Raw genomic sequence first — 19,990 nt, forward strand, 5'->3', positions numbered from 1 at the left:
CGCCTAAAGGTCCTTCAGGCCCCGTCGTAGGCGGCCTGCAGCTCGCTGATCACCAGCTTGCGCATTCCCAGCATTGCCTGCATGGCACGCTGCGCCCCCTCAGGATCCGGCCCGCCCAGCAATTGCCCCATTGCGGAAGGCACTACTTGCCACGAAAGGCCGAACCTGTCCTTGAGCCAGCCGCACTGGCCCTCCGAACCGCCGGCCGTGAGGGCCGTCCAGTATCGGTCCACTTCTTCCTGTGAGGAGCAGTTGATTACAAAGGAAACAGCTTCAGTGAACGTGAACGCGGGCCCACCGTTAAGACCCAGGAATTTGCGGCCTTCAATTTCGAACTCCACGGTCATCGCCTGGCCTGCGGTGCCGGGTCCAACGTCGCCATAACGGGCCACGTTAAGGATTTTCGAGTCGTCAAAGACCGAGACATAGAAGTCCGCTGCTTCCTCGGCCTGCGTATCAAACCACAGGCAGGTGGTGATCTTTTCAGTCACTTGGTTCCCTCATCTCACTGGCTTCATCTCACTGGCTTCGCCGGAACGGACTCCCGACGCGATCCTTCGGTTGCGTGTGTGAGCCTAGCGGTGGGTGATTCGCGGCACAATGGAGCCGGTAAGCCGGCCGTTAATGCGGCAGCTGGCTGACCAGGCCAACGGTGTTCCCTTCGCTGTCCCGGATGAAAGCCATCCATTCGTCGGTTCCGGCCGGACCCAGGCGGTCATCAGCATGGCTGAAGATCACCTTGGGCTCCTCAACTATCTCCACTCCCCTGCCCCGGAGGCCGGTCACGGATTCCCTGACGTCAGGCACTGCCAGGTAGAGCAAGGCGGACGGCGCCCCGGTTTCGAGCAGCAAGCGCACGCCGTCCAGGTCAAAAAAGAGAAGCCCGGGCGGATCGAATAATGCACGGGCCTCGACGCCGAGCAGGGCGGCGTAAAACTCCCCTGCCCGCGGAAGGTCGCTGGCATGTTGCGCGATCTGGACAAGTCTCATAGTGCCGTCCGGTTTGTCGTTGCGTGCGGAATTGGTGCTGTGGGGCGTGAACAGGAACGCCGGAAAGTCTGCTGGCGGTGTTCCCGGTCACAGTCTAGGGCCGCCGACGGCGGTCACGCAGGCCCACATCGGCTCGTCCGGGCGCGGAACCGCAACTAGTGTGGAGGTATGCCTTCCCACCCTAACCCGACACCCGTCCGCGCCGCTGCCAGGAACGCGGCAGGATTTGCCGCCCTCGCCGATACCGTCCTTATCCTGGCGTTTGCAGCCATCGGCCGGGACGCGCACCAGCGCGGAGACGTGATCACCGGGGTCCTCTCGACGGCCTGGCCGTTTCTGGCCGGGGCTGCCATCGCATGGCTTGCCTTGCGGGTATGGCGGGGGCCGTTGCGCGTCTGGCCGGAAGGCGTCGCTGTGTGGCTTGGCGCCGTGGCCCTGGGCATGGTTCTGCGGGCGGCGACCGGACAGACGGTGGTCCTGCCGTTCGTGATTGTTGCCACGCTGAGCCTGGGCGTTTTCCTTGTGGGCTACCGTCTGATTGTGGCCGCTGTTGGCCGGTTCAAAGGACGCCGGCAGCTCCGCTGATTCACATTGAATGTACTAGGCTGGCAGCACACAGCATCGCCTGCCGCCCCCTCAAGGGCGCATCCATCCGAAAGGTCCAGAGTGATCACCGCATTCGTCCTGATCAAGACAGACGCCTCCCGAATTCCGGAGACGGCGGAGGAAATTTCGGCGATTCCGGGCATCAGCGAGGTCTACTCCGTGACCGGGGAATGGGACCTGATCGCCGTGGCCCGGGTGGCGAAGCACGATGACCTCGCGGACGTCATTGCGGACAAGCTGTCCAAGGTGCCGGCGGTGGTTCACACGACGACGCACATCGCGTTCCGCGCGTACTCCCAGCACGACCTCGATGCGGCTTTCGCACTGGGCTTCGAGCAGTAGGCCCTGAACGGCTAACCCCGGGTAAGGGCGACCCACTTTTCCAGCACGGCCGCCGCGGCACCGGAGTCAATGGACTCTTCCGCTCGCTTCAACGCGGCCGCCATCCGGTCCGTGAGCGTGCCCTCGGCATCGACGTCGAATGCCACCAGGCCCGCGGCGGCATTCAGAAGGACGGCGTCACGGGCCGGGCCCGCCACGCCGCTCAGGACATCACGGACGACGGCGGCATTGGCTGTCGCGTCGCCGCCGCGGAGCTCCTCCACTGTTGCGGCACGGATGCCCAGCGCCTGGGGATCAAACGTCTGTTCCGTCACTTCGCCGTTCCGGATCTCCCAGACAGTGGACGGTCCGGTGGTTGTCAGTTCGTCCAGTCCGTCACTCCCCCGGAAAACCAGGCCGCGGCTTCCGCGCTTGGCCAGGACCCCGGCAACCAAGGGGGCCATCCTTTCGTTGGCGACACCAACCGCCGAGGCCTGAACCCGCGCGGGGTTGGTCAGCGGGCCGAGGAAGTTGAACGCCGTGGGTATGGCAAGCTCCCGGCGCGGGACGGCAGTGTGCCGGAAGGAGGGGTGGAACACCTGGGCGAAGCAGAACGTGATCCCCGCTTCTTCTGCGTTGCGCGCAACGCGTTCGATGGGCAGGTCCAGCCGGACGCCGAGCGCTTCCAGCACGTCCGCCGACCCGGACGACGACGACGACGCACGGTTGCCATGCTTAACCACCTTTGCGCCCGCTCCCGCACAGACGAGGGCGGCCATGGTGGAAATGTTGACGGTGTTCAGCTGGTCACCGCCGGTGCCCACAATATCCAGCTTCTCGCCGGCGATGTCGACAGGGTTCGCGTGCGCCAGCATGGCCTCGACAAGCCCGGCTATCTCGTCCACCGTCTCGCCCTTTGACCGCAGCGCCACCAGGAACCCGGCGATCTGCGAAGGGGTGGCCTCCCCGGACATGATGGTGTCCATCGCCCATTCCGTATTGTCGGCCGTCAGGTCCGCGCCGTTGATCAGTGCCGAAATGAGCCGCGGCCAGGTGTTGCCCGCCGCCTGTGCAGATGCCTGTGAAGTCACCTCCTGATGCTATCGAGGCACCCGCCCTGATGACCAATGTGAACCGGTCCGGGAACTTTTCCGCGCGAATTCGCGTCTTTGTAGAAAAAGTCCGCGGAAATGGCGGTTTGCGTTGGGCAGGAGGAACTTTTACAGACATAATGTCTATGTGACATCTGCGACCCATGCCCCCAGTACCCCGGCGCACCCGACGCTGAACCGCCCGAATATGGTTTCCGTAGGAACCGTTGTCTGGTTGTCCAGTGAGTTGATGTTCTTCGCCGGTCTCTTTGCCATGTACTTCACACTCCGTTCGACGTCCGGACAGATGTGGGCCGAAGAGACAGCCAAGCTCAACTTCCCCTTTGCGCTCGTAAACACGATCGTCCTCGTGGCAAGTTCATTCACTTGCCAGATGGGCGTCTTCGCCGCTGAGCGGCTCCAGCCGCGCCGCGCCGGCGGCCCCCTTGCCTTCACGCGTTGGGGGATGAACGAATGGTTCACCCTCACGTTCATCATGGGTGCCTTCTTCGTTGCCGGTCAGGCAACTGAATACGCCATGCTCGTCTCGGAGCATGTGTCGCTCTCGTCGAACGCTTACGGCTCTGCCTTCTACATGACCACCGGCTTCCACGGCCTGCACGTCATCGGCGGCCTCATCGCCTTCCTCTTCATCATCGGCCGTTCGTTTGCCGCCAAGAAGTTTGGTCACTTCGAGGCAACGTCCGCGATTGTCACCTCGTACTACTGGCACTTCGTCGACGTCGTGTGGATCGGCCTCTTCCTGGTCATCTACGTCCTCAGGTAGCCCCGACTTGACTCTTTTTCTACAAGAGGCAGAATTTCAAGAAGCGGCTCCCGGAGCCGACGCACGATCGAAAAAAGGAACCACCACGTGAAGGCACTCTCGCAGAAGCGACGTCACCCACTGGCAGCCATTGCGCTGCTGCTGATGGGCCTCCTCCTCACTGGTGGGCTGTACGCCGTTGCCACCACCGTCAACGAGGCCAAGGCTTCCACCACCAGCTTCAGTGCGAACGACACTGAAGAGGGCGGGAAGCTTTTCGCCGCCAACTGCGCAACCTGCCACGGCATGGGTGCGAGCGGAACCAAGGACGGACCCTCACTTGTAGGCGTCGGTGCTGCCGCCGTTGACTTCCAGGTAGGCACCGGGCGCATGCCCATGCAGATGAACGGCCCGCAGGCTTACAAGAAGCCCGCACAGTTCAACGACGAACAGACCCACCAGCTGTCCGCTTACGTCGCTTCGCTCGGCCCCGGCCCGTCCATCCCTGAAGAGGGCCTCCTGGACGCAAAGGGCAACGCCGCAGAGGGCGGCGAGCTCTTCCGGGTCAACTGCGCCATGTGCCACAACGCTGCAGCCGCCGGCGGAGCGCTCACCCGCGGTAAGTTCGCACCGGCCCTTGCTGATGTTTCCGAAAAGCACATCTACGAGGCCATGGTTACCGGGCCGCAGAACATGCCGGTCTTCAACGACGCCAACGTTTCCCCCGAAGGCAAGCGCGACATCATCACCTTCCTGAAGCAGATCGAAGCCAGCGGTTCACCCGGCGGAGCCGATCTCGGCGCCCTGGGCCCCGTCTCTGAAGGTCTGTTTGTCTGGATCGCCGGCCTGGGCGTCATCATCGCCTTCACCATCTGGCTGACGTCCCGGACGTCCTAGCGACGTCCGCAACTGTAAGAACTCCTGCTGACGAGTCAGCAGTATGGAATTGAAAACTAACCCGGCACTGGCCGGGACGAGAGAAGGATGAGGCGAATTATGGGCAACCATAGTGACGGCAGTCCGAACCACTCGGGCACCGTAGCTACGGCTGGTCAGAATGAGGTGGAGAAGTTCCAGGATCCTGGAATTCCCCCGCATCGTTTGCGCCTGGCTGACACGGACCCGAAGGCCGCAAAGCGTGCAGAACGGCAGGTTGCCGTTCTCTTCGGCAGCTCAGTCGTGGGCACCGTGATCTTCCTGGTGGCGTACTTCGCCATCGATCTTGGACCCGACTCCACGATCGCCACCATCCGGCTGCAGAATGCCCTGCTGGGCATCGGCACCGCCTTTGCCATGCTCGGCATCGGCACCGGCATTGTCCACTGGGCCAAGGCGCTCATGCCAGACCACGAAGTCTCCGAAGAGCGCCATGCCATCCGCACCGAAGAGGACCGTCAGGCGGCAGTCCGCATCGTTGATGACATTGTCGAAGAAACGGGCATCAAGCGCCGGCCGCTGATCCGCAACACGCTCCTCGGCGCCGTGGCTTTGGCTCCGCTGCCTGCACTGGCCGTCTTCGGTGACCTCGGTCCCCGTCCGGACGACAAGCTTGCACACACCATGTGGGCCCCGCAGGAGGGCAAGCTCAAACGCCTTACCCGGGACCCGGACGGTACGCCCATCAAGGCTTCGGACGTCACCATCGGCTCGGCCTTCCACGTGATTCCGGAAGGCCTGAACGAACTGCATGAAGGCAAGCTGAACGAAAAGGCCAAGGCCGTCGTCCTGCTCATGCGCCTGAACCCCGAGTCCCTCAAGCCCTCTGCGGGCCGCGAGGACTGGAGCTACAACGGCATCGTTGCCTACTCGAAGATCTGCACCCACGTTGGTTGCCCTGTTGCCCTGTACGAGCAGCAGACCCACCACCTGCTGTGCCCGTGCCACCAGTCGACCTTTGACCTCACCCAGGAATGCAAGGTTATCTTTGGCCCGGCCAGCCGGCCTCTCCCCCAGCTGCCCATCGCAGTTGACGCCGAGGGCTACCTGGTCGCTACGAGCGACTTCAAAGAACCCGTAGGACCGAGTTACTGGGAGCGTGATGAGCATGAGCGCAACATCAACAGCTAATGCCCCCGCCTTCGTCGCCAAAACCAAGGGCGGCCGCATTACCGACTTTGTTGACCAGCGCGTCGGCGGATCCGGCATTCTCCGCGAATTCGGCCGAAAGGTCTTCCCGGACCACTGGTCGTTCATGTTCGGCGAAGTGGCCCTGTATTCCTTCGTCATCCTGCTGCTCTCCGGCACGTTCCTGACGTTCTTCTTCGATCCGTCCATGGCGGAGACGCACTATGACGGCTCGTACACGCCGCTGAAGAACGTCGAAATGTCGGTCGCCTATAGCTCATCGCTGGATATCTCCTTTGATGTCCGCGGCGGCCTGTTCATGCGCCAGGTTCACCACTGGGCCGCCCTGCTGTTCGTGGCTTCCGTTTCCGTCCACATGCTGCGCGTGTTCTTCACCGGCGCGTTCCGCAAGCCCCGCGAACTGAACTGGGTGGTGGGCGGTGTCCTGCTCATCCTCTCCATGGCGGCAGGCTTCACCGGCTACTCGCTCCCCGACGATCTGCTCTCCGGCAACGGCCTGCGGATCATCGACGGCGTCATCAAGTCGATCCCGGTGATCGGTACCTACATCTCGTTCTTCCTGTTCGGCGGCGAGTTCCCCGGTACGGTCATCATCAGCCGGCTCTACATGCTACACATCCTCCTGGTACCGGCACTGATCCTGCTGATGATTGTGATCCACCTCTTCATGGTTGTTGTTCACAAGCACACCCAGTACCCCGGCCCCGGCCGCAACGACGGCAACGTCGTCGGCTACCCTCTTGGTCCGGTGTACGCGGCCAAGGCCGGCGGCTTCTTCTTCATCGTGTTCGGTGTCATCGCCCTCATGGCGGGGTTCTTCACCATCAACCCGATCTGGAACTACGGTCCCTACGACCCCTCCCCGGTTTCCGCAGGCACGCAGCCTGACTGGTACATCGGCTGGGTTGACGGTGCGCTGCGGCTCATGCCCGGTGTCATCGGTGACTTCCATTTCGAGTACGTCATCTTCGGGCACGTCCTGACCCTGAACGTGCTGCTGCCGGCCCTGGTACCTGCCGGCCTCGTCTTCACGGTGCTGTTCATGTACCCGTGGATCGAACGCTGGATCACCAAGGACGACCGCGAACACCACGTCCTGGACCGCCCGCGCAACGCTCCCACTCGTACCGCGATCGGCATGGCCGGCTTCACGTTCTACTGCGTGATGTGGGCTGCGGCCAGCTCGGACCTCATTGCCACGCACTTCCATGTGGCACTGAACGACGTGACGTACTGGTTGCGGGCACTGTTCTTCATCGGCCCGGTCATCGCGTTCGTTGTGACCAAGCGCGTCGCCTTGGCGCTTCAGCGCAAGGACCGCGAAATCGCCCTGCACGGCCGCGAAACCGGCCGCATCGTGCGCCTGCCGCACGGTGAGTTCATTGAGGTCCATGCCCCGCTGGATGACTACAAGCGTTACAAGCTGGTGGGCTTCGAGTCACCGGTGCCGCTGCCTGCTGTTCCGAACGAACACGGCGTCGTAACCCGCAAGGAAAAGCGCCGTGCAGCGCTCTCGCGCTGGTTCTTCGAGGACAGGGTCGCACCTGCCTCGCCGGCTGAGCTCGAGGCCGCCCACGGGCACCACGGCCAGCACGAAGCGGTCGAAACGGCCGAGGGACAGAAGACCCTCAGCCACTAGCTAGTGGTTTGAAAGCGACGCAGAAGAGGCCCGGTCCGAATGGACCGGGCCTCTTCTGCGTCGCCTATGGATTCCGGTAGCCGGAGGCGTAGTTGCGCGTGGGACGGACTCCGGGACGTTGCAGCGGCACCCACAGCTTGTAGCGGTCTGCCCGGTAGTAAGACACGGAGTAGTCCACCATGGAGCGGGCAACGAAGGCGTGCCTCTGGATCTTCAGCAGCGGGGACCCCACCTCTACATTAAGAAGCCTGGCAGTGGACGGAGACGCTGCCGTGGCCTCAATCATGTCCTCCCCCCACTCCATGACCAGGCCGAAGCGTTCACTCAGGACGTTGTACAGCGAGGTGGGTGGTTCGCCTTCGAGCAGGCCGGGAACGCGATGAGCGGGAATGAAGTTCTCGTCCACGCTCATGGGCTCGTTGTCGGCCAGCAGGAGGCGCCTGAAGCGGACCAGGGGGGTTCCCTCGTCCAGCTGCAGCTCCCGGGCCAGGAACGCACTCGCGCCGATCTGCTCGAAGCTCAACACCTTGGCGGCAGGGACCATGCCACGGCGCTGCATTTCCTCACTGTAAGAGGTCAGCTTCACCTGCAGATCGAGTTTTGGTTTCCGGACGAAGGTCCCCAGGCCCACCACCCGTTCAATGACCTCCTCGCCTACCAGCGCATCGATGGCCTGGCGGACCGTCATGCGGGCCAGCCCGAATCTCTCGGCGAGGTCGCGCTCCGAAGGCAGCGACGAGCCTGGCGGGCAGGATGCCGTGATGTGTGCGCGCAGGAGTTCCCGCAGCTGGACATAGATGGGCGTCCCGCTGTCGCGGTCGATCTCCCCTACCATCCTGCTCGCGTCAGACGCCGCCATGGCCGCAATCCAGATCTACATTCATGTTTTAAGGGTAGAGCAATAGCAGGGCAGGTCTAGACCACCCGGATGGCGGTTTCGGCCACCGGATGTACCGGCACTACGCTTGTTCAGGAATGCAGTCGTGACGGCCGAGACCCGTCGGAACAAAGGAGTCCTGTTGCCAGTGCGCAAGGCAATCGTTCAATCACCCATAGGCCTGCACGCGCGGCCGGCCGCTGTCTTCGTCCGGGCCGTTACGGATTCCGGCCTGCCGGTCAGAATCGGGAAGAAGGGAATCGTGCCCGTCGATGCGCGGTCCCTGCTCGAAGTCATGACCGCCGATTTCTATTGCGGCTGTGAGGTGGAACTCTCGGTCGACCCCGAGGCGCTTCCCGCCCGCTACAGCGTCGAATCCGCAGAGGCAGCACTGGAAGGCCTGACTCTACTGCTGGAGGCAGGCGCGGCCGCCTGAGGGCTTCCTGACCGACTTCGGCGGCCCTGTGCGCCACACCGCGCGAGGCACGGACGCGTCCTACTGTGGCTAAGCGCAAATAACGACGGCGGGCCCCACCAAATGGTGGGGCCCGCCGTCGCTGTTATCAGTACTTATGCGCTAGTGCGCGTGGTCACCCCGGCTGTATTCGTACACCCAGCCCACAAGGGCGATGACGGCCAGGCCGCCGGCGATGAACGTGACCCAGAACCCTACGGCCAGGCCGAGGAATCCGCCTGCGCAGGACAGGCCCAGGACCAGCGGCCACCAGCTCCAGGGGCTGAAGTGCCCCTGCTCGCCGGAACCTTCGTGGATCTCGGCGTCGTTGCGGTCCTCGGGACGCATACCCACGCGCTTGCCGGTAAAGCCAAGGTACGCGCCGATCATGCCGGCAAGGCCGCCAACGAGAAGGATACCGAGGATGCCGACCCACTCAGACCAGTTGGTCAGGAATCCGTAAACCAGGGAGACCGGTACGAAGAAGAAGACTCCGGCTCCAAAAATCCATGATTCGATCTTCACTTGGCGGTGTCCTTCTGATCTGCGTTGCCCAGCACGGACGCTGCCGGTGCCGGTGATTCAACGGTGTGCGACTGTGCGAGCTCCGGGTGGTGGAGGTCCAGGGCAGGACGCTCCGAGCGGATCCGGGGCAGCGACGTGAAGTTGTGGCGCGGCGGCGGGCAAGAGGTTGCCCACTCGAGAGAAGCACCGAAGCCCCAGGGATCGTCCACTTCAACCTTTTCGTTGCTGCGCCAGGTGATGTACACGTTCCAGAAGAACGGGATCAGCGAAGCGCCCAGCACGAACGAGGAGATTGTGGAGAACTGGTTCATCCACGTGAAGTTGTCCTGCGGCATGTAGTCCGCGTAACGGCGGGGCATGCCCTCGACACCCAGCCAGTGCTGAATCAGGAAGGTTCCGTGGAAACCAAGGAACAGGAGCCAGAAGTGGATCTTGCCCAGGCGCTCGTTGAGCATCTTGCCGGTCCACTTCGGCCACCAGAAGTAGAAGCCGGCGAACATTGCGAATACCACGGTGCCAAACACCACGTAGTGGAAGTGGGCCACCACGAAGTAGGAATCCGATACGTGGAAGTCAAGGGGCGGTGAAGCGAGGATGATGCCCGTCAAACCACCGAACAGGAAGGTTGCCAGGAAGCCGATGCTCCAGAGCATGGGCGTTTCAAAGGTGATGGAACCCCGCCACATGGTGCCGATCCAGTTGAAGAACTTCACGCCGGTAGGTACGGCGATCAGCATCGTCATGAAGGAGAAGAACGGCAGGAGGACCGAGCCGGTGACGTACATGTGGTGAGCCCACACGGTCACGGACAGAGCAGCGATGGCGATGGTTGCGTACACGAGGCCCTTGTAGCCGAAGATCGGCTTGCGGCTGAAGACCGGGAAGATCTCGGAGACGATGCCGAAGAACGGCAGCGCGATGATGTACACCTCGGGGTGGCCAAAGAACCAGAACAGGTGCTGCCAGAGGACTGCACCGCCGTTCTCGGGATCGAAGATGTGTGCTCCGAAGCGGCGGTCCGCGCCGAGGGCGAACAGGGCTGCAGCGAGAGGCGGGAAGGCCATGAGGACCAGGATGGCCGTAACCAGCGTGTTCCAGGTAAAGATCGGCATGCGCCACATGGTCATGCCCGGAGCGCGCATGCAGATGATGGTGGTGATGAAGTTGACTGCACCGAGGATGGTGCCGAAGCCGGAGAGTGCGAGGCCGAACACCCAGAGGTCACCGCCGACGCCGGGGCTGAACGTGGTGTTGGACAGCGGCGCGTACGCGAACCAGCCAAACGAAGCGGCACCCTGGGGCGTAATGAAGCCGGAGACGGCGATCGTGGAGCCGAAGAGGAAGAACCAGAAAGCCAGTGCGTTCAGTCGCGGGAAGGCGACGTCGGGTGCACCGATCTGCAGGGGCATGATGACGTTGGCGAAGCCGGCGAACAGCGGGGTCGCAAACATCAGCAGCATGACGGTTCCGTGCATGGTGAACAGCTGGTTGTACTGCTCTTTGGTCTGCAGGATCTGCATTCCGGGCTCGAAAAGTTCGGCGCGGATCAGCAGCGCCATGACGCCGCCGAAGCAGAAGAACACGAAGGACGAGATCAGGTACATGTACCCGATGGTCTTGTGGTCGGTCGAAGTGATCCAGTTGACGACGATGCGTCCCTTGGACTTTGGAACAACGGGCGCCCCAAGGGCCCCGGCAGGTGCGGATTGAGTGTACGTAGCCACGTCGCTCCCCTTACTTAATTTCGTTCAGGTTCGGGTTGCGGTCGTACTCTTCGCCGAGCAGACCGGTGTTGCCGTCCTGTCGGAGCTGGTCCATGTGCGCCTGGAACTCCGTTTCGGAGACAACCTTCACGCGGAACAGCATTTCGGAGTGGTATTCGCCGCAGAGTTCGGCACATTTGCCGTCGTAGGTGCCCTCTTTGGTGGGGGTAAACCTGATGTAGTTCGTCTTGCCCGGGATCATGTCGCGCTTCTGCAGGAAGGCGGGCACCCAGAAAGAGTGGATAACGTCGCGGGAGTTCAGCTCCAGGTCAACAGACTTGTTGACGGGGAGGTACAGGGTGGGCAGCTTTTCCTTGTCCACTTCAGCACCGGTGAGGTGCGCCTGGACGCCTGCTTCGTGGACGTCTTCAGTGATGACGTCGCCCTGCTTGTAGTTGAAGTCCCAGGCCCACTGCTTGCCGCGGACGTCCACAACGACGTCGGCCGGCTCGGAGCGGTTGTCGATGGCCTGCTGGTCCCGGTCGGTGAAGTAGAAGAACACCAGCACCATGAACAGCGGGATGGTCAGGTAGAAGACCTCGAGGGGAAGGTTGAAGCTGGTCTGCCGCGGGAACCCGACGGTGCCCTTGCGGCGGCGGTAGGCGACGACGCACCAGACCATGAGTCCCCAGGTAATGATGCCGACGACCAATGCGGCTATCCATGAGTTGACCCAGAGGTCCATGATGCGGTCAGTGTGATTGGTGGTGCCACGCTCGGTGGGCAACCAGCCTCTCTGTACCTCTGGTGAACATCCAGTCAAAGCCAACGCGCCGGCTAGTGCCAAGCCAGTGATCGTAGTGATCTGTTTGCGTCGGCTGCCGGTTCGGTTCTGCGAACTCACAGACGGCCCTTCCTACTTGTTGCTGTTGCCCGGGCCGTAGATGGCTCCCCGGGCACACTAAAAGTTTTACTACTCGATGTAGAGCTTACCGCTCCCCGGGGGTTTTCGCTCACATGTCGGCACCGTGCGTCGGCACCGGTTTTCACCGGTGCCGAAAGCAAGCTGTCATGGGGCAAAAGAGCCAGGCTAGTGGAAAGAATCCCCGCAGGCGCAGGAGCCGCCGGCGTTGGGGTTGTCAATGGTGAAGCCCTGCTTCGAGATGGTGTCTTCGAAGTCGATGCTCGCGCCGCTGAGGTACGGGACGCTCATCTTGTCGACAACGACCTCGACGCCGTCGTAATCACGTACGGCATCTCCGTCGAGCAGGCGCTCATCGAAGTAGAGCTGGTAGATCAGCCCGGAGCAACCGCCCGGCTGGACAGCAACGCGCAGGCGAAGGTCGGTGCGGCCTTCCTGCTCCAGCAGGCTGCGGACCTTGCCCGCGGCGACGTCGGTCAGCTTGACCTCGTGCGTGGGCAGTTCTTCGCTGGCGGTGCCGGTGGCTGCGGCGCTGTTTTCATTGGTTGTAGTGCTCATTGGCCTACCTTCTTACGACGGTGGTGGCGACTCGGCTTGCGCGTTGCCCGCCCCTACGGAAACGGTATGGGCTATAGCTACATGCTACGTCGATCCTGCGTGTAGCTCTAACTCCTGACGTAACCGTGGCCATACCCTGAATGTTCCCTGGCGGGTCCGGAACAGACCCGCCAGGAAACGCGGGTGCAGCTGCACTGCCGGTCCCGGCGTCAGGCAAGACCCTCATGGTTGAGCCGGGCCAGCAGGAGGGCTTCAGCCACCACGGCGTTGCGGAAGTCGTCCAAGTGCAGTGACTCATTGGCGCTGTGGGCCCTGGAATCGGGGTCCTCGACACCGGTCACCAGGATCTGCACGTCCGGATAGACCTCCGTAAGGTCCGCGATAAAGGGAATCGAACCACCGATGCCCATTTCGACCGCCGGAACGCCCCATGCTTCCCCGAGGGCCCACATCGCCATGCCTGCGGCAGCGGAACCCGTGTCGGTCAGGAAGGAGCTTCCGCTCTCCCCCGGGGTGAAAACCACCTTCGCGCCGAACGGTGCATTGGACTCAACATGGTTCCGCACGGCGGCCATGGCGTCGGCCGGGTCCTGGCCCGGAGCCAGCCGCAGGCTGAACTTTGCCCGCGCCCGCGGCAGCAGGGTGTTGGAAGCCACGTCCACAGCGGGAGCATCGAAGCCGATGATGGACAGTGCGGGCTTGGTCCATAGCCGGGAGGCGATGGTTCCGCTGCCGGCGAGGCGGACGCCGTCCAGTACTGACGCGTCGGCCCGGTATTCCGCCTCCGTCAGGTCGACGGAGACGTCGTCCCTGCTGACCAGGCCCTTCACGGCGACGTTCCCTTCGTCGTCATGGAGGGTGGCGATCAGGCGGGAAAGCAGCGTTGGCGCATCAAGGACCGCCCCGCCGAACATTCCGGAGTGGACGGCGTGCTCCAGGACCTGAACCTCAATGGTCCCGTCCACCAGGCCGCGCAGGCTGGTGGTCAGCGCGGGAATGCCCACTTTCCAGTTGCTGGAATCCGCTACCACAATGACGTCGGCGCGCAGCAGTTCGCGGTGCGTTTCCAGGAACGTGCGGAACGTGGGCGATCCTGCTTCCTCCTCGCCTTCGATAAAGAACGTCACACCCAGTCCAAGTTCGTCGGCCAGTACCTCGGTGACGGCGGCGTAGGCGGCAATGTGGGCCATGATGCCGGCTTTGTCATCGGCGGCACCCCGCCCGTAAAGCCGGCCGTCGCGTTCGACGGCGGTGAACGGTTCGGTCTCCCACAGCGCCAGGTCCCCGGTCGGCTGGACGTCATGGTGGGCGTAAAGCAGAATGGTCGGCTTTCCATCGGCAGCGGCACGTCGTGCCACGACAGCCGGGCCGCCCGGCGTCCCGTCCTCTTTGTTGCAGCGCAGGATCCGGACGTCAGCGACTCCCGCAGCCCGCACCAGCTCCGCCACGGCCTCCGCGCTGCGGTCCAGTGGAGCAGGATCGAAGCTGGGCCAGGCGATGCCCGGGAGCGTGACGAGGTCCTTCAGCTGCCCAACGGTGGTGTCGAAGGACTCGTGTACGGCCTGGCGCAGGGCGTCGACGTCGATTCCGTCGATTCCTGCGCTGATTTTTTGCGGGGTCCCCGCCGGTGATGAAGTCATGGCCAAAACCCTACCTGTGTCCGTGACCACAGGAAACACTTCGGAACCGCCCGCCGGCTCCCCCGGTTCGCCGCCGCCGGACCCGCGCGACACATGAAATTCCGCCTGCGCGTGCAGGGTATTCTTTAGGGGTGTTTGGACGTAAAAAAGAAGCGCCAACGGCGCAGGACGTAGTTGACCAGCAGGCAGCCGAGGCCTTGGCCCGGCAGGACGCAGCCCTCGGCAAGGGCGCGCCCACGCCCAAGCGCAAAGCACAGGAAGCTGCGCGGAAGCGTCCCCTGGTGCCGGAGGACCGAAAGGCCTCCAAGGCAGCCGAGCGGGCGGCCGTGCAGGAACAGCGGATCAAAATGCGCCAGGCCCTGGACACTGGCGACGAAAAGTTCCTGCCCCTTCGCGACAAGGGCCCGCAGAAGCGCTACGCACGCGATTACGTGGATGCACGCTTCAGCCTGGGCGAGTACCTGATGTTCGGCGCCCTCTTGTTCGTTGTCATCTCCCTGCTGGTCCCCTCCACCAGCGAGGCAATGATCTATGTCCTGGGCGGCTTCTGGGTCATGTTCCTCGCCGTTTTCGTTGACGTCTTCATCCTGTCCCGCAAGCTGCGGAAGCGCCTCACCGAGAAGTTTGGCGAGGTGGAACGCGGAACCGTCTGGTACGGATCCATGCGTTCACTCCAGTTCCGCCGCCTGCGCCTTCCCAAGCCGCTCGTCAAGCGCGGAGAATTCCCCGCCTAATTGAGGCAAGAAGAAGCCCCCGGCAGTTCACCAACTGCCGGGGGCTTCTTTGTCGTCGGGCGCTTTTCGCAGAATCGCCGGTTACTAGCGGCGGGCGGGGTGTTTGGCCAGCTGCCGGTTGATGCGTGCGGCCCAGAACGGACCCTCATACAGGAACGCCGTGTAGCCCTGCACCAGGGTGGCACCGGCGTCAAGCCGTTCCTGCACATCCCTGGCATTCTCCACTCCGCCGACGGACACGAGCGTGAGCGAGCCGCCGGTTGCTTCCTTGAGGCGGCGCAGCACTTCCAGGGACCGCGCCTTCAGCGGAGCCCCGGAGAGGCCACCGGGCCCGCAGTCCCGGATTTTCTCCGGGTCGGACGTGAGCCCCTCCCGCCCGATCGTGGTGTTGGTAGCGATGATGCCGTCCAGCCCGAGGTCCAGGGCGAGTTTCGCGACATCGTCAATGTCCTCGTCCGTTAGGTCCGGGGCGATCTTAACCAGCAGCGGAACGTGCCGGCCGGCGGCCTTGTCCGCTTCCTCTCCCACCGCTTTGAGCAGGGGGCGGAGGGTCTCAACGTTCTGGAGCAGGCGGAGACCCGGCGTGTTCGGTGAACTGACGTTGACCACGAGGTAATCGGCTGCGGGTGCAAGGCTCCGGGCGCTGACGAGGTAGTCGCTGGCCGCGTCCTCCAGCTCCACTACCTTGCTTTTGCCGATGTTGACGCCGATCACCGGGCGGACGCCCGGGTGGCGGCGCTGCAAGGCGGCCCGCGCGGACTTAAGCCGGGGGGCCACGGCGGTGGCCCCGTCGTTGTTGAATCCCATCCGGTTGATAACTGCCTTGTCCTCGACGAGGCGGAAGAGCCGGGGCTTTTCGTTTCCGGGCTGGGCCTGCCCGGTGATGGTGCCGACCTCCACGTGGCCGAACCCGAGTTCAGTCAGCGCTTCAATGCCGTGCCCTTCCTTGTCAAAGCCTGCGGCGAGCCCGAAGGGTGAAGGGAAGGTAATGCCGAAGGCAGTGGTCTGGAGCGACGGCGCAGGTGCCGTGAATTTAGCGAGCACCCTGCCCGCCCCTGAACTGTGGGCCAGCCTGATGGCACGGAAGCCGATCCTGTGGGCGCGTTCGGCGTCCATCCATGAAAAGGCCAGGCGAAAGAAGGTGGGATATACGCGCATGAGTCCAGTTTTCCGGTTCAGGCTCCGCAGACCAAACCGGCGCGCACGACGGCGGGCGGTGTGACGCGCTTCGCGGGCACGGCCGGTGTACTCGCCGCTGAAGCAGGCGTTGTCTAGTCTGATGAAATGGAATGGCACACAGATATCCTGGGGGACGACTTCCAAGCCTGTTCCTACCAGGCCACCGGCGGCGACGGCGTGGAGCGCACGGCTACCCTTGTGCGCCATGTGCCCCAAGGCGACGCTGGCGGGCCGGGCGGTTCCGGACCCCGGCCCCTCCCCCGCCGCGCCATCCTCTTCCTGCACGGCTGGAGCGATTACTTCTTCAACGTGGAGCTCGCCCAGTTCTGGACAGGGAAAGGATTTGAGTTCTTTGCCCTAGACATGCATAACCACGGGCGGAGCCTGCAAGCAGACACCCATGGCGGCTACGTGGCCGACCTCGATGACTACGACGCCGAAATCAGCAAGGCAATTGAGATCATCGGCTCCCTTTGGCCGGAGCAAGCCGGCAAGCCGCCGCTGACCCTGATGGGCCACTCCACCGGCGGCCTCATCGCCGCGCTGTGGGTGAGCCGGCATCCGGGCGTGGCTTCCCAACTGGTCCTCAACAGCCCGTGGCTGGAAATGCACGGCAGTTCACTGGTCCGGCGTGCCGCCAGGTCCATGGTGGGACCGCTGGCACGGTACCGTCCGGAGGCTGTGCTGCGGCTACCGGAGCGCGGTTTTTATTGGCGGAGCATCAGCAGCGAAGCTGAGGGTGAGTGGACGCTGGACAACAAGTACCGGCCGCCCCTGGCTTTTCCAGTGCGGGCCGGCTGGCTCAGCGCCGTCCTGGCCGGGCATTCCCGGGTGGCCCGCGGACTGCGGATCGACATCCCCATCCTGGTTCTCCTGTCCGGAGCCAGCGCGAACGGCATGTTCTGGACCGAGGCAATGCGACGGACCGACGCCGTGCTGGATGTGAATACGATCGCCATCCGGGCAATGGCCCTCGGCCGGACGGTCACCCTTGAAAGGATCGACGGCGCCCTCCACGACGTCTTCCTGTCTCCACCCCACGTCCGGGCGGACGCGTACGCGCGGCTGACCCGCTGGATCCGGGGCTACGTCCTGGACGACGGCGGCGGGGAGTGAAAGAGGCGGAGCCGGAGGCACTTTCCTGGCAGCCCGATCTGCTCGGGGAAGGATTCGAGTGCCTGGAGCTGCCCTTGGCCGACGACGAAGAAGGTACGGTGACTGCCACCCTGATCCGTTACGTGCCGGCGGTTCCGGCGGGTCCGCCTGCCTTCCTTTCTGCGCTGCGTAATACGGTCCTCCGGCCCTTGGAGTGGCCGTCATCAGGCGGCCGGGAGCACAACGGTTCATCGCGCCCGCGAGTAGTGTTCTACCTTCACGGCTGGGCGGACTACTTCCTGCAGTCCGAACTTGCCAGGTATGTCGGTGCGCACGGAATCCACTTTTATGCGCTGGACCTCCGCAAGTACGGCCGGAGCCTGCGCGACTGGCAGACGCCCGGCTACACGACGGACCTGGGCGTCTACGATGAGGACATTTCCGCTGCGATCGAGGTCATCAGGACGGACGTGGCCGGGCGGACCGGCCTGGCCGCGGATCCCGCGGTCCACATGCTGGCGCATTCACTGGGCGGCTTGATCGGGGCGCTCTGGGCGGACCGGCACCCGGCCGCACTGGAGACACTGATCCTCAACGCGCCATGGCTGGAGCTCCAGGGCAGCAGCCTGATCCGGAACATCGCCATGCATCTCGTGGAACCGATCGCACGCACGGATCCACGGCGGGCGTTCCGTTTTCCGGAAATGCCCGGCTATTGGGAAAGCGTCAGCGACCAGGCCCACGGCGAGTGGTTCCTGGATCCGCAGTGGCGCCCGACGGCGTCGTTCCCTATCCGTGCGGGCTGGACCCGGGCCGTCCTTGCAGGCCATGCAGCCGTGGAGCGGCGCCTGGACATTGCGGAACCTGTTCTGGTGATGCTCTCGGACCGCACCAGAATCCAGGCTGAGTGGTCTGAAGAGTTGATGATCGCGGACGCCGTGATCGACGTGGAACAGACAGCGCGCCGCGCGCTGGGCCTGGGCCGACGGACGTCCGTGTTCCGCTACCCCCGGGCGATCCACGACGTCTTCCTCTCACGCCGCGAGGTACGGCAGGAAGCTTACCGGGACCTGGTCGACTGGCTGAGTTCGCATCCGGGCTGACGGGTATCAGGACTCCACGGACTCCACAGGCCGGGATGCGTCGTCCGGGCCGGGCCGGGCAGCATCCACGGCCCCGCCGTACCGGCGGTCACGCCCGGCATAGATTTCGACGGCGTCCCACAAGGTGCGGCGGTCGACGTCGGGCCAGAGCGTGTCCATGAAGACAAACTCCGCGTAGGCGGACTGCCACAGCATGAAGTTGGAGAGGCGCTGCTCGCCGGAGCTTCGGAGAAAGAGGTCGACGTCGGGAAGGTCCGGCTCATCCAAGTACTTCTGGATGGTCCGTTCGGTGATCGAGCCCGGCTTCAGCCTGCCGGCCGCGACGTCTTCGGCTATCGCCGAGACAGCATCCGCAATTTCGGCACGGCCGCCGTAATTAACACACATGGTCAACGTGCACGTGCTGTTGCCCCGCGTGTACTCCTCTGCTTCTTCCAGTTCGCGGATCACTGATCCCCACAGCCTGGGCCGGCGTCCCGACCAGCGGATCCGTACACCCCACTCGTCCAGCTGGTTCCGCTGCCGTCTTAGCACGTCCTTGTTAAATCCCATCAGGAAGCGGACCTCCTCCGGTGAACGCCGCCAGTTCTCCGTGGAGAAGGCGTATACCGTGACGTACTTGATGCCTAGCTCAATTGCGCCTGCGACGACATCCAGCAGCGCCGGCTCCCCCGCTTTGTGGCCCTCGATCCGCGGAAGTCCGCGCTGGTTGGCCCAGCGGCCGTTGCCGTCCATGACGATCGCCACATGCTGCGGGATGAATTCCGCGGGTATCGACGGCGCCACGGCCCCGGAGCCGTGCGGATACGGCGCGATCACGGGCCCGGTCCGTTTCCGGACGGGGGTCTTCTTCTTTCCAAGGGCCACTGTCAGCTACGCTCCACATGTTTGAGTGATTTCAGCACCCGTTCAAGATGCCATTGCAGATAGCTGGCCACCAAACCGGCGGCCTCCCGCCGGTGAAGCGCCAGGGACGTATCCGCCGTCGTCCAGTCCCCTGTCAGCAGTGCCCCCAGCAGGAAGACTGTTTCCGCTGCGGGTGCGGGTGATCCCGGCGGACGGCAATTGCTGCACACCATGCCGCCCAGCGGCGCTGAAAAGGCCGTGTGCGGGCCGGGCGCGCCGCAGCGGGCGCACACCGTGAAGCTCGGCGCCCATCCCCCGGTAGCCAGTGCACGCAGGAGGTAGGAGTCGAGGATGAGTTCAGGAGTGTGCTCGCCCCGGCTCAGCGAGGCAAGGGCTCCCACCAGGAGGTTGTATTGCGCGGTTCCGGCCTCGCCGTCCACGTCCGTCAGCTTTTCGGCGGTCTCCGTCATGGCCGCCGCCACCGTGTAGCGGCCGTAGTCGGCCGCGATGTTGCCGCCGTAGGCACCCTTGGCCACCGCCTGGGTCACGACGTCCAACGTCCGTCCGGAAATTAGCTGCAGGTCCGCCACCATAAACGGTTCCAGGCGGGCGCCGAAGCGGCTGCTGGTGCGCCGCACTCCCTTGGCCACCGCACGGACCTGGCCATGGTGTTTGGTCAGCAGCGTGATGATCCGGTCTGCTTCGCCCAGTTTGTGGGTACGCAGCACCACGGCATCGTCACGGTAGGCGCGGGCAGAAAAGGAGGATTGTTGGGCCACAGTTAATCTTCGCACTGAACTTCAGGAAAACGCTGCTGCGCCCCCGGAGTGGTCCGGGGGCGCAGCGTGTCAGTGGT

22 protein-coding genes are annotated in these 19,990 nt (G+C 63.8%); 10 read left to right on the top strand and 12 right to left on the bottom strand.

The features are described from left to right. Nucleotides 1–14 precede the first annotated feature (14 nt). Nucleotides 15–491, bottom strand: a complete 477-nt coding sequence (locus tag JOE41_RS00915) for a VOC family protein (protein ID WP_209750389.1) — start codon at nucleotides 489–491, stop codon at nucleotides 15–17. Nucleotides 492–621: 130 nt separating this feature from the next. Further along, nucleotides 622–990, bottom strand: a complete 369-nt coding sequence (locus JOE41_RS00920; RefSeq protein ID WP_209750391.1) for a VOC family protein — start codon at nucleotides 988–990, stop codon at nucleotides 622–624. Between the two features lie 168 nt (nucleotides 991–1,158). On the opposite strand from JOE41_RS00920, the gene JOE41_RS00925 reads away from it, so the two are divergent. Continuing rightward, nucleotides 1,159–1,575: a DUF3054 domain-containing protein gene (locus tag JOE41_RS00925; RefSeq protein ID WP_209750393.1), complete on the top strand. Its 417-nt coding sequence runs from the start codon at nucleotides 1,159–1,161 to the stop codon at nucleotides 1,573–1,575. Between the two features lie 81 nt (nucleotides 1,576–1,656). Beyond that, complete coding sequence (locus tag JOE41_RS00930; RefSeq protein ID WP_011692051.1) at nucleotides 1,657–1,938, top strand: Lrp/AsnC family transcriptional regulator; 282 nt, start codon at nucleotides 1,657–1,659, stop codon at nucleotides 1,936–1,938. Between the two features lie 11 nt (nucleotides 1,939–1,949). Here JOE41_RS00930 and trpD read toward each other — a convergent pair whose 3' ends face one another. Next, nucleotides 1,950–3,008, bottom strand: coding sequence for an anthranilate phosphoribosyltransferase (gene trpD / locus JOE41_RS00935; RefSeq protein WP_011692052.1), 1,059 nt, complete (start codon nucleotides 3,006–3,008; stop codon nucleotides 1,950–1,952). Nucleotides 3,009–3,120: 112 nt separating this feature from the next. Here trpD and JOE41_RS00940 point away from each other — a divergent pair, with 112 nt between their 5' ends. The 4 genes from JOE41_RS00940 to JOE41_RS00955 all read left to right on the top strand — a co-directional run bounded on the left by JOE41_RS00940 (nucleotide 3,121) and on the right by JOE41_RS00955 (nucleotide 7,498). Next, the gene (locus JOE41_RS00940; protein ID WP_231510979.1) at nucleotides 3,121–3,795 is read left to right on the top strand and encodes a heme-copper oxidase subunit III; all 675 of its coding nucleotides are present in this window, start codon (nucleotides 3,121–3,123) and stop codon (nucleotides 3,793–3,795) included. A gap of 87 nt (nucleotides 3,796–3,882) precedes the next feature. Continuing rightward, nucleotides 3,883–4,671, top strand: coding sequence for a c-type cytochrome (locus JOE41_RS00945; RefSeq protein WP_011692054.1), 789 nt, complete (start codon nucleotides 3,883–3,885; stop codon nucleotides 4,669–4,671). A 99-nt stretch (nucleotides 4,672–4,770) separates the two neighbouring features. Then, on the top strand, nucleotides 4,771–5,841 hold the full coding sequence (locus tag JOE41_RS00950) for a ubiquinol-cytochrome c reductase iron-sulfur subunit (RefSeq protein ID WP_011692055.1): 1,071 nt from the start codon (nucleotides 4,771–4,773) through the stop codon (nucleotides 5,839–5,841). Then, entirely contained in the window at nucleotides 5,819–7,498 is a 1,680-nt protein-coding gene (locus JOE41_RS00955; RefSeq protein WP_043429792.1) for a cytochrome bc complex cytochrome b subunit, read from the top strand. The genes JOE41_RS00950 and JOE41_RS00955 overlap by 23 nt, the downstream gene beginning before the upstream one ends. 64 nt (nucleotides 7,499–7,562) lie before the next feature. Here JOE41_RS00955 and JOE41_RS00960 read toward each other — a convergent pair whose 3' ends face one another. Continuing rightward, a complete protein-coding gene (locus JOE41_RS00960) occupies nucleotides 7,563–8,357 on the bottom strand; it encodes a GntR family transcriptional regulator (RefSeq protein ID WP_209750395.1) in 795 nt (264 codons plus the stop codon). 160 nt (nucleotides 8,358–8,517) lie between these two features. Between JOE41_RS00960 and JOE41_RS00965 the strand changes: the two genes are divergently transcribed. After that, complete coding sequence (locus JOE41_RS00965) at nucleotides 8,518–8,811, top strand: HPr family phosphocarrier protein (protein ID WP_043430722.1); 294 nt, start codon at nucleotides 8,518–8,520, stop codon at nucleotides 8,809–8,811. A 141-nt stretch (nucleotides 8,812–8,952) separates the two neighbouring features. On the opposite strand, the gene JOE41_RS00970 is transcribed toward JOE41_RS00965, so the two are convergent. The 5 genes from JOE41_RS00970 to JOE41_RS00990 form a co-directional block, all read right to left on the bottom strand. After that, nucleotides 8,953–9,354 carry a cytochrome c oxidase subunit 4 gene (locus JOE41_RS00970; RefSeq protein WP_011692059.1) on the bottom strand — a complete coding sequence of 134 codons (402 nt, stop codon included), beginning with the start codon at nucleotides 9,352–9,354 and terminating at the stop codon, nucleotides 8,953–8,955. Then, entirely contained in the window at nucleotides 9,351–11,078 is a 1,728-nt protein-coding gene (gene ctaD / locus JOE41_RS00975; protein ID WP_011692060.1) for a cytochrome c oxidase subunit I, read from the bottom strand. Before ctaD ends, JOE41_RS00970 begins: the two co-directional genes overlap by 4 nt. Nucleotides 11,079–11,088: 10 nt before the next feature. Beyond that, nucleotides 11,089–11,961 carry a cytochrome c oxidase subunit II gene (gene coxB, locus JOE41_RS00980; protein WP_209750397.1) on the bottom strand — a complete coding sequence of 291 codons (873 nt, stop codon included), beginning with the start codon at nucleotides 11,959–11,961 and terminating at the stop codon, nucleotides 11,089–11,091. 186 nt (nucleotides 11,962–12,147) lie between these two features. Next, a complete protein-coding gene (locus tag JOE41_RS00985) occupies nucleotides 12,148–12,537 on the bottom strand; it encodes an iron-sulfur cluster assembly accessory protein (RefSeq protein WP_011692062.1) in 390 nt (129 codons plus the stop codon). Between the two features lie 209 nt (nucleotides 12,538–12,746). Beyond that, nucleotides 12,747–14,177, bottom strand: a complete 1,431-nt coding sequence (locus JOE41_RS00990; protein ID WP_011692063.1) for a dipeptidase — start codon at nucleotides 14,175–14,177, stop codon at nucleotides 12,747–12,749. Between the two features lie 131 nt (nucleotides 14,178–14,308). Here JOE41_RS00990 and JOE41_RS00995 point away from each other — a divergent pair, with 131 nt between their 5' ends. Then, complete coding sequence (locus tag JOE41_RS00995; RefSeq protein WP_011692064.1) at nucleotides 14,309–14,911, top strand: DUF3043 domain-containing protein; 603 nt, start codon at nucleotides 14,309–14,311, stop codon at nucleotides 14,909–14,911. Nucleotides 14,912–14,995: 84 nt separating this feature from the next. On the opposite strand, the gene JOE41_RS01000 is transcribed toward JOE41_RS00995, so the two are convergent. Continuing rightward, nucleotides 14,996–16,069 (bottom strand): quinone-dependent dihydroorotate dehydrogenase, encoded by a 1,074-nt coding sequence (locus JOE41_RS01000; protein ID WP_011692065.1) that lies wholly within the window; start codon nucleotides 16,067–16,069, stop codon nucleotides 14,996–14,998. 126 nt (nucleotides 16,070–16,195) lie between these two features. Here JOE41_RS01000 and JOE41_RS01005 point away from each other — a divergent pair, with 126 nt between their 5' ends. Together JOE41_RS01005 and JOE41_RS01010 are read left to right on the top strand one after the other, a co-directional pair. Next, a complete protein-coding gene (locus tag JOE41_RS01005) occupies nucleotides 16,196–17,206 on the top strand; it encodes an alpha/beta hydrolase (RefSeq protein ID WP_011692066.1) in 1,011 nt (336 codons plus the stop codon). Then, the gene (locus JOE41_RS01010; protein ID WP_209750399.1) at nucleotides 17,203–18,288 is read left to right on the top strand and encodes an alpha/beta hydrolase; all 1,086 of its coding nucleotides are present in this window, start codon (nucleotides 17,203–17,205) and stop codon (nucleotides 18,286–18,288) included. The genes JOE41_RS01005 and JOE41_RS01010 overlap by 4 nt, the downstream gene beginning before the upstream one ends. 6 nt (nucleotides 18,289–18,294) lie before the next feature. Here the strand turns inward: JOE41_RS01010 and JOE41_RS01015 are convergent, their stop codons facing one another. Then, nucleotides 18,295–19,155, bottom strand: a complete 861-nt coding sequence (locus JOE41_RS01015; protein WP_209750401.1) for an isoprenyl transferase — start codon at nucleotides 19,153–19,155, stop codon at nucleotides 18,295–18,297. A gap of 2 nt (nucleotides 19,156–19,157) precedes the next feature. Then, nucleotides 19,158–19,913 carry a DNA repair protein RecO gene (recO, locus tag JOE41_RS01020; protein ID WP_043429795.1) on the bottom strand — a complete coding sequence of 252 codons (756 nt, stop codon included), beginning with the start codon at nucleotides 19,911–19,913 and terminating at the stop codon, nucleotides 19,158–19,160. Nucleotides 19,914–19,990 lie beyond the last annotated feature (77 nt).

This window comes from Arthrobacter sp. PvP103 (assembly GCF_017833075.1).
Lineage (GTDB): Bacteria > Actinomycetota > Actinomycetes > Actinomycetales > Micrococcaceae > Arthrobacter.